The organism is Azospirillum sp. B506, assembly GCF_000333595.1.
Classification (GTDB): Bacteria; Pseudomonadota; Alphaproteobacteria; order Azospirillales; family Azospirillaceae; genus Azospirillum.
In genome coordinates, this window is record NZ_BADK01000965.1 from 1 (window position 1) to 14,483 (window position 14,483).

At 67.6% G+C, this 14,483-nt stretch carries 13 protein-coding genes; 5 read left to right on the forward strand and 8 right to left on the reverse strand.

Annotated features, from left to right (window positions below; translation table 11 throughout):
* The coding region (locus I71_RS29855) for an SH3 domain-containing protein (protein ID WP_042702946.1) at positions 1–794 on the forward strand (794 nt) is incomplete at its 5' end.
* 62 nt (positions 795–856) lie between these two features.
* Positions 857–2,635, forward strand: coding sequence for a DUF3369 domain-containing protein (locus I71_RS29860; RefSeq protein ID WP_042702948.1), 1,779 nt, complete (start codon positions 857–859; stop codon positions 2,633–2,635).
* Between the two features lie 49 nt (positions 2,636–2,684).
* On the opposite strand, the gene I71_RS29865 is transcribed toward I71_RS29860, so the two are convergent.
* The 6 genes from I71_RS29865 to I71_RS29890 all read right to left on the reverse strand — a co-directional run bounded on the left by I71_RS29865 (position 2,685) and on the right by I71_RS29890 (position 9,229).
* Entirely contained in the window at positions 2,685–3,098 is a 414-nt protein-coding gene (locus I71_RS29865) for a response regulator (RefSeq protein ID WP_042702950.1), read from the reverse strand.
* A 373-nt stretch (positions 3,099–3,471) separates the two neighbouring features.
* Positions 3,472–5,883, reverse strand: a complete 2,412-nt coding sequence (pheT, locus tag I71_RS29870; protein WP_042702952.1) for a phenylalanine--tRNA ligase subunit beta — start codon at positions 5,881–5,883, stop codon at positions 3,472–3,474.
* Positions 5,884–5,895: 12 nt separating this feature from the next.
* Entirely contained in the window at positions 5,896–6,963 is a 1,068-nt protein-coding gene (gene pheS, locus I71_RS29875; protein ID WP_042702954.1) for a phenylalanine--tRNA ligase subunit alpha, read from the reverse strand.
* Between the two features lie 135 nt (positions 6,964–7,098).
* Complete coding sequence (gene rplT / locus I71_RS29880) at positions 7,099–7,470, reverse strand: 50S ribosomal protein L20 (RefSeq protein ID WP_012975157.1); 372 nt, start codon at positions 7,468–7,470, stop codon at positions 7,099–7,101.
* A gap of 35 nt (positions 7,471–7,505) precedes the next feature.
* Positions 7,506–7,706 (reverse strand): 50S ribosomal protein L35, encoded by a 201-nt coding sequence (rpmI, locus tag I71_RS29885; protein WP_012975158.1) that lies wholly within the window; start codon positions 7,704–7,706, stop codon positions 7,506–7,508.
* 236 nt (positions 7,707–7,942) lie between these two features.
* The gene (locus I71_RS29890) at positions 7,943–9,229 is read right to left on the reverse strand and encodes a tetratricopeptide repeat protein (protein ID WP_042702956.1); all 1,287 of its coding nucleotides are present in this window, start codon (positions 9,227–9,229) and stop codon (positions 7,943–7,945) included.
* A gap of 530 nt (positions 9,230–9,759) precedes the next feature.
* Here I71_RS29890 and I71_RS29895 point away from each other — a divergent pair.
* The gene (locus I71_RS29895; RefSeq protein ID WP_042702963.1) at positions 9,760–10,563 is read left to right on the forward strand and encodes a class I SAM-dependent methyltransferase; all 804 of its coding nucleotides are present in this window, start codon (positions 9,760–9,762) and stop codon (positions 10,561–10,563) included.
* A 6-nt stretch (positions 10,564–10,569) separates the two neighbouring features.
* The gene (ubiB, locus tag I71_RS29900; RefSeq protein ID WP_042702958.1) at positions 10,570–12,108 is read left to right on the forward strand and encodes a 2-polyprenylphenol 6-hydroxylase; all 1,539 of its coding nucleotides are present in this window, start codon (positions 10,570–10,572) and stop codon (positions 12,106–12,108) included.
* 51 nt (positions 12,109–12,159) lie between these two features.
* Here the strand turns inward: ubiB and I71_RS29905 are convergent, their stop codons facing one another.
* Entirely contained in the window at positions 12,160–13,086 is a 927-nt protein-coding gene (locus I71_RS29905; RefSeq protein WP_042702960.1) for a glyoxylate/hydroxypyruvate reductase A, read from the reverse strand.
* A gap of 79 nt (positions 13,087–13,165) precedes the next feature.
* Between I71_RS29905 and I71_RS29910 the strand changes: the two genes are divergently transcribed.
* Positions 13,166–13,825, forward strand: coding sequence for a pseudouridine synthase (locus I71_RS29910; RefSeq protein WP_042702962.1), 660 nt, complete (start codon positions 13,166–13,168; stop codon positions 13,823–13,825).
* Here the strand turns inward: I71_RS29910 and I71_RS29915 are convergent.
* The coding region (locus I71_RS29915; RefSeq protein WP_042702965.1) for an acyl-CoA dehydrogenase C-terminal domain-containing protein at positions 13,767–14,483 on the reverse strand (717 nt) is incomplete at its 5' end. The two genes, I71_RS29910 and I71_RS29915, sit on opposite strands and share 59 nt — an antisense overlap.

Consider the following 14,483-nt stretch of genomic DNA (forward strand, 5'->3'; position numbering starts at 1 on the left):
GGATCGGTCCCGGCGAGGATGCCCGCATCGTCATGACGCTGAAGCAGGGCAAGGCGCTGAACGCGCTGGGCACCCCGCGCGGCACCTATTGGACGGAGGTCGCCATCGGCGGCCAGCCCATCGGCTACGTCCCCGCCGATTCCCTCGACCCGGCGCTGATGGTCACCGGCCGGCCGGCGGTGGGCGGCGAAGGACCGCGGCCGCCCAAGCCCGGCTCCTCGGCCAGCCCGCCGGCGGACGCTCCCCCACCCCACCGCAGCGCCGCCGTGGTCCCGCGCGCCGCCTGGGACAAGGCGGCCCAGACCCCGGCGGAGGGCTATGTCGTCGCGGCCGGCCCGATCTCCGCCACCGAGATCCTGGCCAACCGCAAGCGGCGCGGCTTCACCCTGCGCAAAGGCGACGTGGTGGCGCTGATCGGCGCCGCGAACGGCGAGGCGACGCTGGCCCTGCCCGCCGGCACCCGCGCCCTGGCTCCGGTCCAGGGGCTGGTCGGGGTGGTGGCGCCCTATCCGCTGCCGGGCATGCCGCCGGTCGAGCCGGGCATGCTCTACGGCATCAAGCTGGGCGAATATGTCAGCTACGCCGAGGGATTGCGCGCCTGGAAGGAGTTCACCGCCGGGCCGGGCAGCGCCTATCGCGACCTGCCGCCGATGGTCTGGCCGGTGTTCCGCAAAGGCCGGCTGCTGTACGAGGTCGGCGTCGCCCCCTTCACGCGCTTGCAGGTCGATACCGCCTGCGGCACGTTGGCGCAACGTGCGCTCGACTGTACGGTGATCGAGCTGGATACGTTTTGATGAGTGACCGCCATGCGGGCCGGCCAAGCCCGTCCTCATGACCCTTTCGCGATTGAAGAGCCATGACCGACGTCGACCCGACCGGACCAGAGGACGACACCCCCACCGAACCGGCACCCGAGCCGGCCGACGAGGATCTGGTCTTCCTCGACGACACCGCACCGGAAGACGCCCCCGGCGACGGCCCTCAAAACGGCCCCCGTGACGGCGAGACCGCCGACGAGCCGCCCGGCAGCCGCTGGACCATGCTGATCGTCGACGACGAGCCGGAGGTCCATTCGATCACCAAGATCGTCCTGTCCGACTTCACCTACAAAGGGCGCAAGGCCCGCTTCCTGTCCGCCCATTCGGCGGCGGAGGCGCGGCGGATCCTGGCGCGGGAAAGCGACATCGCGCTGATCCTGCTGGACGTGGTGATGGAGACCGAGGATGCCGGCCTGCGGCTGGTCCACCACATCCGGGAGGAGCTGCAGAACCGCAACGTCCGCATCATCCTGCGGACCGGCCAACCGGGACAGGCGCCGGAGCGGGCGGTGATCCTCGACTACGACATCAACGATTACAAGGCGAAGACCCAGCTGACCGCCCAGCAGCTGTTCACCACCACCGTCGCGGCGCTCCGCTCCTACGAGGACATCGTGGCGATCGACGCCAACCGCCGCGGCCTGGAGAAGATCATCGAAGCGTCGTCGTCGCTGTTCCGCGCCCGCTCGATGAAGCTGTTCGCGGCGGGCGTGCTGACCCAGCTGTCGGGCCTGCTGGGGGTGGGGCCGGACGCCATCCTCTGCGTGCAGCGCGGTGGCGCCGGCATCCCAGGTAGCAGCAACCCGGCGGTCGAGGGCGGTACCGGCAACGGACTTTTCGTGCTGGCCGGATCGGGCCGGTTCGAGACGCTGATCAACGAACCCGTCGCCGGCCATGTCGACCCGGCTGTGCTGGACGCGGTCACCGCCTGCCTGGAGAAACGGGGGCATGTCTATGCCGGCGACCATTGCACGCTGTACATCCGCACGCCGAACGCCCGCGAGACGGTCGTCTATCTGCGCTCCAACCGGCCACTGTCCGAACTGGACCGCAAGCTGATCGAGGTGTTCTGCGGCAAGATTTCCGTCGGCTTCGACAACCTCCACCATTACGAACAGCTGTACCGGGCGCAGCAGGGAACGCTTGCGGCCCTGGCCGACCTGGCCGAACGCGGGCGCGGTGCCCCGGTCCCGGACGGGCCGGCTGCAGACGGCGTGGGGGCGGACACGGTGGAGAGCGACCGTTTCAGCCGGTCGCTGCGCATCGCCGCGATCACCGAACGGATCGCCCGCCGTCTGCATGCCGATGGACTCTTCGCCGGCTCGCTGGACGAATCGACACTGGAGATCGTCGGTCTTGCGGCCATCCTGCACGACATCGGCAATGCCACGGTCAATCCGGCGATCCTCTCTAAGCCCGGTCCGCTCGACCCGGCGGAACGCAGCGCCATGCAGAGCCATACGGTGGCCGGCGCCACTCTGCTGAGTCAGGCGAGCCATCTCGCCGACGGCCCGACCCATCTGCATCTGGGTGCGGTGGTGGCGCGCTGGCACCACGAGAACTGGGACGGGACCGGCTATCCCGACGGTCGGACCGGGCAGGCGATTCCGCTGTGCGCCCGCATCGTCGCCGTTGCCGACGCCTATGACGCCATGACGCGCGACCGACCCTATCGCCAGGCAATGAACCGCGACGCCGCCGTGTCCGAGATCCGCCGGCTTGCCGGCCTGCGTTTCGACCCGGCGGTGGTCGACGCCTTCCTCGCGGTGTTGCCGGAAATCGACCCGTCCGATCCAGGGACAGGCCCGGCAGCCTGAATGGCAGGTTGCCGCAACCCGGCCTTCACCGCCTCTGCCGGCTACACACTCACCTGCTGCACAGGGCCTCGACCGCCTCACGCAGCGGCCCGACCTGGACTGGCTTCAGCAGCAGCTGGCACCCCATCAACTCGGCCTCGTCCCGACGCTCGGGCGTGCTGTCGCCGGTCAGGATGATCGCCGGGACCTGCTGCCCGGTCTCGGTGCGGACGCGCTCCACCACGTCGCGCCCGGTGCGGCCCGCCGGCAGATAGTGATCCGCAATGATCAGGTTCGGTACGCGGCTGAGCCCGCCGAGCTGTGCTTCGAGGGTGGAGACGCTGAGCGCCTTCACAACGTCGTACCCCCAGCCGTCCAACAGAATCGCCAACCCCTCCACAATCGAGCGATCGTCGTCCACCACCAGGATCAGTGGCCGGATGGACTCCGGTTTGGTTGCTTGATCATCTTCAGGCTCAACCATCGACTTCCCCCGCTCCGTCGCTTGCAGTGTGGTGGGCACTGGAAATGCCAAGGCAATTCAAGCACCAGCTGTGCCCTAGCCGTGACATCGAACGCTTTGTGGGCTCACCGGGGATAAACAATCCTGACTCCCAATCTTCCCACAAAGCCGCGTGCTGCCGTCAAACATTGAATTGCAACAAACAGCGCCGAGGTTTTCCCTTAGCCAATGCACTCAAGCGTCATCAATCAGCAATTCATCATATGATTGTGCAATGGGAGTGCTGGGAGGCCCCTCTCATGAATCCCTTTGAGTGCGGATAAAAAAAGAGCCTCCGCCGAAGCGGAGGCCCATTGCTCACAGGACAGCTTTTTTCAACCTTCAGGCGTTTTTCTCAGGCGCGGAGATTTCCCCCGGTCGCCTTGATGACTGCCGCAACGATTTTCTGGCCGACCGACTCGATCGCCTCATCAGTCAAGGTTGCCGCGGTCGGCTGGTAGGTGACCGAAACGGCGACGGACTTGCGTCCCTCATCGACGCCCGGCCCCTCATAGACGTCGAACACCGCGACATCCTTGACCAGCGCCTTGTCGGCGCCCTTCACGGCGCGCAGGATCTTGTCGGCCTCCACCTTGCGGTCGACGACGAAGGCGAAATCGCGCTCCACCGGCTGGAAGGCGGACAGTTGGACCATCGGCTTGGCGGTGCCGCCCTTCTTCTTGGGCAGCGGCACGGCATCCAGCATCACCTCGAAGCCGACGACCGGCCCCTTGACACCCAGAGCCTCCAGCACCGACGGGTGGATCTCGCCGAAGCGGGCCATCACGGTGGGGCCGAGTCGCAGCACGCCGGAGCGGCCGGGGTGATACCAGCCCGGCGCATCGGTGGTCACCTGCAGATTGCCGGCCGGGGCGCCGACCGCCTCCAGCACCGCCAGCGCGTCGGCCTTGGCATCGAACACGTCGACGCCGCGCGCCTTCTCCGCCCAATGGCGCGGCACCGCCGCACCGGCACGGATGCCGGCGGCGACACTGTCCTGGCCGTCCGGCGCCGGGTTGCGGAAGGCCGCCCCGACCTCGAACAGGCGGACGTCGGCGAAGCCGCGGTCGGCGTTGCGGCCGGCGGCCTGGATCAGGTTGGGCAGGATCGACGGGCGCATGACGTCCAGGTCGCTGCTGATCGGGTTGACCAGCCGCAGGCCCGGCTCGATGCCGCCGAACAGCTCGGCGACCGGACCGGCCAGGAAGGACCAGGTCACGGCTTCCGACAGGCCACGGGCGGCCAGGGTCCGCTTGGCCATCGCGACGCGGCGCTGCTTCAGCGTCAGGGCCGGGCGGGTCAGCACCGTCTCGCGCGGCAGCGGCGTCGCCGGGATGGCGTCGAAGCCATGGACGCGCAGCACCTCCTCGACCAGATCGGCCTCGCCATGGACATCGGCACGCCAGGACGGGACGCCGACGATCAGCCGGCCCTCCGCATCCTCGCCCTCAAGGGTGAAGCCCAGGTCGGTCAGAATCCGAACCTGCCGCTCGCGCGGCAGATCCACGCCACCCAGCGCGGCGACGCGGCCCGGACGCAGGGTCAGGCTGCGCTTCCACTCCGGCTCCGCCCCAGCCACCACCAGTTGCGACGGCTCGCCGCCGCACAGCTCCAGGATCAGGCGGGTGGCGCGTTCCATGCCGGCGAAGACGGCGGCCGGATCGACGCCACGCTCGAAGCGATAGCGCGCATCGGAGTCGATGCCCAGCCGGCGGCCGGTCTGCGCCGTGCGCACCGGATCGAACAGCGCGGCCTCGACAAAGACGTTGACGGTCTGCTCGGTGCAGCCGGTCGGTTCGCCGCCGACGATGCCGGCCAGCGCCTCGGCCCGTTCGTCGTCGGCCACCACGGTCATGGCGCCGTCCAGGGTGTATTCCTTGCCGTTCAGCGCAGCCAGCGTCTCACCCTCGCGGCCCAGGCGGACGGTGATGTTGCCCTTCACCGTGTCGGCATCGAAGACGTGCAGCGGACGGGCGGCATCGAAGGTCAGGTAGTTGGTGATGTCGACCAGCGCCGAGATCGGTCGCAGGCCGATGGACACCAGCTTGTCCTGCAGCCACTTCGGCGACGGGCCGTTCTTCACGCCACGGATGAAGCGGCCGACGAACAGCGGGCAGGCCTCCGGCACATCGATGCTGACGCCGATCGGGCTGGCGAAGCGGCCCTCGACCGGGGTGGTATCGAGATGCCCCTCGGTCAACGGCTTCAGCGTGCCCATGCCGGCGGCGGCGAGGTCGCGGGCGATGCCGCGCACCCCGGCGCAATCGGCGCGGTCGGGCGTCAGGTTGATGTCGATGACCGGATCGTTCAGCCCGGCATAGTCGGCGAAGGCGGCGCCGACCGGCGCGTCGTCCGGCAGCTCGATGATGCCCTCATGCTCGTCCGACAGCTTCAGCTCGCGCTTGGAGCACATCATGCCGTTCGACTCGACGCCACGGATGACGCCCTTCTTCAGCGTGATGTCGGAACCGGGGACATAGGTCCCCTCCGGCGCGAAGACGCCCTTCATGCCGGCGCGCGCGTTCGGCGCGCCGCAGACCACCTGCAGGGTGCCGGCGCCGGTGTCGACCATCAGCACGCGCAGCTTGTCGGCGTCCGGGTGCTTCTCGGCCGAGACGACATGGGCGACGCGGAAGGGCGCCAGCTCCTTCGACCGGTCATGGACGCCTTCCACCTCCAGCCCGAGGGCGGTCAGCTTCTCCGTGATCTGGTCGAGCGAGGCGTCGGTCTCCAGATGGTCCTTCAGCCAGGACAGCGTGAACTTCATGGGTCCGGCTCCTTAGCGCGTCAGGCCGTGGGCGATGTTGGGAATGTCGAGGGGCACGAAGCCGTAATGCTTCAGCCAGCGCAGGTCGGCTTCGAAGAAGGTGCGCAGGTCGGGAATGCCGTATTTCAGCATGGCGACGCGCTCCACCCCCATGCCGAAGGCGAAGCCCTGGTACTTGGTGCTGTCGATGCCGCAGGCTTCCAGCACGTTGGGGTGGACCATGCCGCAGCCGAGGATTTCCAGCCAGTCGCCGTAATTGCCCAGCTTCAGCTCGCCACCCTTGCGAGAGCAGCCGATATCGACCTCCGCCGACGGTTCGGTGAAGGGGAAGAAGCTGGGGCGGAAGCGCAGAGGCAGATCGTCCACGTCGAAGAAGGCGCGGCAGAACTCGACGAGGCAGCCCTTCAGGTGCCCCATGTTGGTCGCCTCGTCGATGACCAGCCCCTCGATCTGGTGGAACATCGGGGTGTGGGTCATGTCGTAGTCGGAGCGGTATGTCCGCCCCGGCGCGATGATGCGGATCGGCGGCTTGTTGTTCAGCATGGTGCGGACCTGCACCGGGCTGGTGTGGGTGCGCAGCAGCATCTTCTTGTCGCCCGAGTCGGGCAGATAGAAGGTGTCGTGCATGTCGCGCGCCGGGTGGCCGGGCGGGAAGTTCAGCGCGGTGAAGTTGTGGAAGTCATCCTCGATGTCCGGCCCTTCGGCGACCGAGAAGCCCATCTCGGCGAAGATGGCGACCATCTCGTCCATCGTCTGGCTGATCGGGTGGATGCGCCCTTCCGTCTCCGGACGGACCGGCAGGGTGACGTCGACCCGTTCAGCCTCCAGCCGCGCCTTCAGGTGGGCGGCGGCGAGGTCGGACTTGCGCGCGTCGATGGCGGCGGCGATCTCGTCCTTCAGCGCGTTCAGCGCCTGGCCGCGCTCCTTGCGCTCGTCGGGGGTGAGGTTCCCCAGCTCCTTCATGAAGCCGGTGATGCGCCCCTTCTTGCCGAGCGCGGAGACCCGCACCTCGTCCAGCGCCGAAAGGTCGGCGGCGGCGTTGACCTGCGACAGAAGTTCGTCTTTCAGCGCGTCGAGCATGGCGGTTCCCGGCAAGCGTGGGGAAGAAATCGGTGCAAAAAGAAAAAGGGAGCCGGCCCAGCGGCCCGGCTCCCTTCTCTTACAACTGACGCCGTGACGGCAAGCGCTCCCTGAATTCGGGAAGCGCAAGGCGCGTTACGCGGCGGCCTTGGAGGCGAGCGCGGCCTGGGCCTTGTCCACCAGGGTCTTAAAGGCCTCCGGCTCGCGCGCGGCCAGATCGGACAGGACCTTGCGGTCGATCTCGATGCCGGCCAGCTTGATGCCGTTGATGAAGCGCGAGTAGGTCAGGCCGTACTGACGGACGCCGGCGTTGATGCGCTGGATCCACAGGCCGCGGAAATCGCGCTTCTTGTTGCGACGGTCGCGGTAGGCGTAACGAAGCGCCTTTTCGACCTTCTCGATCGCAATGCGGAAATTCTTGGAATTGCGACCCCGGTAGCCCTTGGCGAGCTTCAGGATCTTGCGGTGACGGGCGTGCGTCGTGACGCCGCGCTTAACACGAGCCATGGTTCAGTCCTTCCGAATTCTATGATGTGCCGAGATCAGGCGTTGCGCAGCCAGTTCTTCAGCACCGTGCGGGCGTTGGAGTCGCACAGGGTCATCATGCCGCGCGCGTTGCGCTTCATGTTCGGGGACTTCTGTTCCAGGCAGTGGCGCTTGTAGGCGGCCTGAGCGCGGACCTTACCCGTGGCGGTCACCTTGAAGCGCTTCTTGGCGCCGCTCTTCGTCTTCAGCTTGGGCATTTTCGTTTCCTAGATGGAAATGAGGCGGAATTCCAACGGACGGGTGGGCATGCCCTGAGCCTTACGGCCCAGCCTCGCCGCCCGTGGAAGGATGCGCTTATACGCGCGGGGACGGCGGGATGCAAGGGGGATGTGGCGGGAAAGCCGTCTGCGACACAAAGGCGCCACATCGTGGCGGCCGCCAGCTGTCGGTAACAGGTCCGGTCCCCGGTTAGCGCCGACCGGATTGGCCTCGCTCACGCTGACGTGGCGTTGCCCCCGTCCTGTTCGAGAGCGGCGAGGCGGCTCGCCGCCTCGGCATGGTCGGGGGCGAGGGCGAGCAGATGATGGAAAAGTCGGCGGGCCAGGGTGCAGTCGCCGAGCCGTTCGGCGGCGATGCCGTAGCCGTGGATCGTCTCGATGCTGCGCGGCGCCTGCTGGAGAATGTTGGCGTAGAGCCGCGCCGCTTCGTCGGGATGCCCGGCCTCCATCTGCTGCCGTGCAGCGGCAAGCGCCTCCTCCAGCGTCACCGACCTGCGCAGAACACCGGTCCGATGATAGCGCCGCCGCACCTCCGGGCTTAGCCGGATGCCGTCGTAGACATCGAAGCCGTAACCAGCATGCGAAGCGAACGGCACATTGGCGAACAGGCTCCGATAGTCGTCGGCGAGATCCCGCAGGATCGCCGCCTGCGGATGGGTCGTCAGGTCGTACCGCTCGTCGTACAGGGACAACCGGTCGCGGACGTCGGGATCGAAGCCGCTCATGTGGAAGAAGGTCACGCGCTGTTCATTGGCGAAATACGCTCCGGCATGTTTCGTGATCACACGCTCATGCAGATTCCAGTAACCGACATTGTAGGTTTCCAGGGTGATCGGCTGGAAGCGCTCCTTCAGGAATGTCACGCCCAGGTTGAAGAATCGCTGCTCGCAGAACATCCCTTGTGAAAAGGCGTTGAAGCCCCGGCGGTGAACGCGCTCGGCCATCCATTCCAGCAGGCTGAGCACCTCGGGTGTCCGCCGGAATCCCATGAAGCCCGTATTGTAGGCACCATTGGCGGCTATGGTAAGGTCGCTGGGCTCGCGACCGTCCTCCGGCAGGGAGGACAGCGTATGCGGGGCGGCCGTGGCGTCGTGCGTGTCCAGGGTTGCGATCGCTGTCCACAGGGGACCGGTGATGAACAGGTCGGAATCGAGATAGACGATCTTGCGGGCCGATGTGCGCTCAAACAGATGCAGGAGGAAATAAGGCTTGATGTTCCCGCACAGTTCGTAGGCCGAATAATAGATCGTCATATCGACGATTTTCTGCGACCGCAGATCCTGCAGGGGCAGGATGGGGACGTCGAAAGCCGCGCTTTCCGGCAGCGGATCGTCAGCCGGCGCGTCAAGGACGAGGATGCAGAAGGGCTCCTCGGGATGGTGCCGCCGCAGGGCTTGGCGGAGCACCCAGGCATATTTCAGGTGTGAACGGGTAACGACGGTGCAAAACAGCACGCCGGCTCGCTGGATGGAATCGGCAATCTCGGCAAGGGTGGGCACCATGTCAATCCGTCGTCATGCACGGGGGAGAAGGCGCGGGAAAAAAAGCGGCAGATTGGTCCTTAAATGCGCACACATCCGGAAATTCTGGAAGCCTCGCAATGTCGCAAATTCATGTGCGGACGGCCGTTGTGGCGGGCAGCTTGCCCGCTCTCCGTATGGAGGCGGGAGACAGGCGATGCGGACGAAGGCTGATCGCATGAAGCAGGTATTGCGCACTCATAAATCGCAGCGATGCCCGGCCGACCTGACGGCCACCGAGTGGCCTCTGATCGAGCCATCTCCGTCATCCACATCCGCACATGTTTTCCCAGTGCCCCTCCTCACGCGCCCACCCCTCATGTAGGATTTCAGACCCACCACACGAGGCGGAGCGCAAGCATGGAACATCGCCGGAAAACTGTTCCACACTGTTCCATTCCCCACGCCCCCCAATGCGCACACCTGATCTGCCCTACGCCATTCGCCGCAGAGGCTTCCGCATTGCACGCCCCCGCTGGCGCATGGCCCCTGCCCGCGCTATGTTCCCGGCCATGAGCGACCGCACCCCCCCATCCTCCGCCGCCCCGCAAAAGCCCGCGTCCGGTGCCGCCCCATCCGGTGGCGAAGGCAACTGGTTCGGCTTTACCCCCGTCGATCCGTCCGCCAAGTCTGGGCTGGTCCGCGCCGTCTTCGACAGCGTGGCAACCAACTACGACCTGATGAACGACCTGATGTCGGGCGGCATCCATCGGCTGTGGAAGGACACGCTGATGGAGATGGTGGCGCCCAAGCCGGACATGACCCTGCTCGACGTGGCGGGCGGCACCGGCGACATCGCCTTCCGCTTCCTGAAAAAGGGCGGCGGCGCTGCCGTGGTCTGCGACATCACCGAGGCGATGGTCCGGGTCGGCCGCGACCGCGCCATCGACCGCAACATCCTGTCCGGCGTGCAATGGACGGTCGGCGACGCGGAAAAGCTGCCCGTCGCTTCGCGCTCGGTCGACGCCTACACCATCGCCTTCGGCCTGCGCAACGTCACCCGCATCGACGAGGCGATCAAGGAGGCCCGCCGCGTCCTGAAGCCGGGCGGCAAATTCTACTGCCTGGAATTCAGCCACGTCGTGCTGCCGGTGCTGCGCGAGCTGTACGACGTCTATTCCTTCCAGGTGCTGCCCTTCATGGGCCGCGTGGTGGCGAAGGACGAGGCGAGCTACCGCTATCTGGCCGAGAGCATCCGGCGCTTCCCGCCGCAGGCCGATCTTGCCAGGCGGATCGAGGCCGCCGGCTTCGGCGCCGTGCGCGTGCGCAACCTGTCGGGCGGGATCGCCGCCATCCATTCCGGCTGGCGGATCTAGGCTGCCGTGTTCCGCATCCTGCGCAACCTGATCCGGATGGCCGTCATCGGCCGGACGGTCGCCCGTCACGACGCTCTGCCCACCAGCCTGCTCGGCACCGCGCCCGGCCTGCTGTGGCTTTGGCGCCGAGTGGCCCGCAAGGGCGTGCCCGGCCGCGAGGGTGAGCGGCTGGCCCGCGCGCTGGCCGAACTCGGCCCCACCTACATCAAGCTGGGCCAGCTGCTGTCCACCCGTTCCGATCTGGTCGGCGAGCGGATGGCGGTCGATCTGGCCGAGCTGCAGGACAAGCTGCCGCCCTTCCCCGCCCATCAGGCCCGCGCCATCATCGAGGCGGAGTTCGGCCAGCCCGTCCAGGCGCTGTTCCAGAGCTTCGACGACAAGCCGGTCGCCGCCGCTTCTATCGCCCAGGTGCATTTCGCCGTCACCGCCGATGGGCAGGAGGTGGCGGTCAAGGTGCTGCGTCCGGGCATCGAAGAGGCGTTCGAGCGCGACATCGACCTGTTCTACCGGCTGGCCGGCCTCGCCGAATGGGTGCTGCCCCGGCTGAAGCGGCTGCGGCTGGTCGAGGTGGTCGACACCTTCGCCCGCACCTCGCGGCTGGAGATGGATCTGCGGATGGAGGCCGCCGCCGCGTCGGAACTGGCGTCGAACTTCAAGGACGATCCCACCTTCAACGTGCCGAAGGTCGATTGGGAGCGCACCGGCGGCCGGGTGCTGACGCTGGAGCGCATCCGCGGCTTCAAGGTGGACGAGCCCGCCCGTATCTCCGCCGCCGGTTTCGACCGCGACGAGATCCTGGCGATGGCGTCCGCCAGCTTCTTCAACCAGGTGTTCCGCGACGGCTTCTTCCACGCCGACCTGCATCCCGGCAACCTGTTCATCAACGAACAGGGCACCATCACCGCCGTCGATTTCGGCATCATGGGCCGGCTGGACCGCGAGACGCGCTATTACCTCGCCGACATGCTGATCGGCTTCCTGACCGGCGACTACCGCCGGGTCGCCGTCGTGCATTTCGAGGCCGGCTATGTGCCGCGCCACCAGTCGATCGAGATCTTCACCCAGGCCTGCCGCGCCATCGGCGAGCCGTTGCAGAACAAGCCGCTGGCCGACATCTCGGTCGGCCGTCTGCTGGCCCAGCTGTTCGCCGTCACCGAACAGTTCGAGATGGAGACCCAGCCGCAGCTGCTTCTTCTTCAGAAGAGCATGCTGACGGCGGAGGGCGTCGGCCGGCTGCTGAACCCCAACATCAACATGTGGGAGCTGGCCCGGCCGCTGATCGAAGAGTGGATGCGCGAGAATCGCGGCCCGGAGGCGCAGTTCATCAACGATGCCGGCGCCATCCTGTCCACCGTCCGCCGCCTGCCCGCCCTGGTCAGCGAGGCGGAGCGGGTGACCCGCGACATGGCGGAGGGCGGCTTGCGGCTGCATCCCCAGACCGTCCGCCAGATGCTGAACGGCTGGGAGACCCGCCGCCGTTCGGACCGCGCCGCCCTGTGGGTGATCGCGGCCCTGCTGGCGGTGATCGCCGTTCAGATGCTGTAAGGGCCGCGACTGCGCCGAAAGGTCCGTCGGCCGGGAGAGCGGCTTTTCTCCTCAGTACCCCCGGCTGCGGTCCACCAGATTGGGCAGCGGCCGGCCTTCGCGGAGTGCCGTCACCGCCGCCGCCACCTGATCGACGCAACGCGACGGGTGGGTGACGCCGGCGACATGGGGGGTGACGCGGACCTTCGGATGATGCCAGAGCGGATGGTCGGCCGGCAGCGGCTCCGTCGCGAAGACGTCCAGGCTGGCGCCGCGCAGATGCCCGCTCTCCAGCGCGTCGAGCAGGTCCGACTCGACCATATGGCCGCCGCGCGCTGCGTTGATGACCACCGCCCCCTTGGGCAATGCTGCGAACAGCCGGGCATTCAGGATGCCGCGGGTCTCGTCGGTCAGCGGCAGCAGGCAGACCAGCACATCGCACTGCGGCAGCATCGCCGCCAGCCCGTCGGGACCGGAGAAGCTCTCGACACCCTCAATGCGCTTGGGGCTGCGGCTCCAGCCCATCAGCCGGTATTCCAGAGTCCGCAGCGTGCGGGCCGACGACGCCCCCAGCTCGCCCATGCCCAGGAAACCGACCGTCACCTCGGAGGCCGGGCGATGGTCCAGTTGCTCCCACCGCGTCTCAGCCTGGAGGGTGGCGTATTCATCCATCAGCCGATGCCAGTACAGCACCTGGAAGACCACATAGCCGGCCATGTCGACCGTCAAGCCATCCGCCACCATGCGCACCAGCGGCACGTCCGGCAGGGTCGGATCCTCCAGGATCGGCTCCACCCCGGCACCCAGCGACACGATCAGCTTCAGGTTCGGCAGGGTCGCCAGCATGCCGGCCGGCGGCTTCCACACCATCGCCACCTCGATGTCGGCCATGTCGCCGGTCTCGGGCCAGACGCGCATCTCCAGATCGGGAAGATGGCGGGAGATTTCCCGGCGCCAATCCTCGGCGCTGTCGCTGGCGGAGCAGAACAGAAGCGTCACGGCCGAACCCCTGCTATCTAGATTGCTGTTGGGGTGCGAACGATAGCGCCTTTCCCGAACCGCGCAAGGAAGCAAGCCCGTGCCGCGCCTGATCCTGCTGAACAAGCCCTATGGCGTGCTGCCGCAATTCACCGACGACCAGGGCCGCCCGACCCTGGCGGATCTGGTACCGGTGAAGGGCGTCTATGCCGCCGGCCGGCTCGACCGCGACAGCGAGGGGCTGCTGGCGCTCAGCGACGACGGCGCGCTGATCGCCCGCATCGCCTCACCGGCCAACAAGATGCCGAAGACCTATTGGGTGCAGGTGGAAGGCGTGCCGACCGAGGAGGCGCTGGAGGCGCTGCGCCGCGGCGTCACGCTGAAGGACGGCCCCACCCTGCCGGCAGAGGTTCGGCGGATGGACGAGCCCGAGGCGCTGTGGCCGCGCGATCCGCCGGTACGCTACCGCGCCGCCATCCCCACCAGCTGGATTGCGCTTACCATCCGCGAGGGGCGCAACCGGCAGGTCCGCCGCATGACGGCGGCGGTCGGCTTCCCAACGCTGCGGCTGATCCGCTGGGCCATCGGCGACTGGACGCTGGACGGGCTGGCGCCGGGGCAGTGGCAGGAGGTCCCCCAACCGCCCGCAACACCCAGCAAAGGGCCAAAGGCCCCGGCACCAACCGGCAAGCACGGCCCGGTCACGCCGCGCCGAACAGCTGCTCCTCGCTCAGCGCCATCACGCTCGCGGAGCCGATGACGACGGTCGCCCGCAACGCCGCCGCCTTCGGCAACACATGGGTGGCGTAGAAGCGGGCGGTCAGCGGCTTGGCCGACAGGAAGGCGGTGTCGGGATCGCCCTCCGCCAGCCGCTCCGCCGCCACCTTGGCGGCGCGGGCCAGCTGCCAACCGCCGACGACCACGCCCATCAACTCCAGCAGCGTCACCGATGCGGCGGCCGGCAGACGCGGGTCCTGCTTCGCAGCGGTCAGCACCCAGGCAATCGCCCGCCTGGCCTCTTGCACCGCGGCGGTCAGCTCCGCCCCGGTAACGCGCAAAGCCTCGTCAGCCTGGGCTGACAGTTCACCGCCCAGCGCCGCGATCTCGTCCAGCAGCCCGTTGGCCATTGCCCCGCCGTCGCGCAGCAGCTTGCGGTTGATCAGGTCGTTGGCCTGGATGGCGGTCGTGCCCTCGTAGATCGTGGTGATGCGGGCGTCGCGCAGATGCTGGGCAGCGCCTGTCTCCTCGATGAAGCCCATGCCGCCATGGACCTGCACACCATCCGACGCCATCTGCTGGCCGGTCTCGGTGCACCAGCCCTTGGCGATGGGGGTCAGCAGGTCGACCAGCAGGCCGGCGCGGCTGCGTGTGGCCTCGTCGGCATGATGATGCGCCACGTCCACCGCCCCGGCGGCGGT